Raw genomic sequence first — 264 nt, forward strand, 5'->3', positions numbered from 1 at the left:
AGTTTTTGAAGAAGGCGAAGAAAAATGAAGAATCTTGGCGTTGGTGGGTTCGCTACCACGGTAGAAGATTTCAGCGGGCTTCCTACCTCCACGGTGATTATTGGAAGGCTGAAATCTGCCCCGGCGTATCCCGTTCCTTTTGCGCACTGCCCTGAAGGCTGCTGGCATGCCCCATCCGGTCTAATAGGCGTGCCTGAGACCTGCGGGCCGGAATGGCTAATCGCGCATGTTATGAAACCTGGGTGGCTGATTGCTGACTACCCT

1 protein-coding gene is annotated in these 264 nt (G+C 54.2%); it reads left to right on the forward strand.

Going from position 1 to position 264, the window contains the following annotated elements; all coding sequences use genetic code 11:
* Positions 1-24 precede the first annotated feature (24 nt).
* Positions 25-264 (forward strand): hypothetical protein (locus tag QP415_RS12000; RefSeq protein WP_285100230.1); only part of this gene is annotated, 240 nt, incomplete at its 3' end.

The sequence above is a fragment of the Pauljensenia sp. UMB3104 genome (genome assembly GCF_030217285.1).
Classification (GTDB): domain Bacteria; phylum Actinomycetota; class Actinomycetes; order Actinomycetales; family Actinomycetaceae; genus Pauljensenia.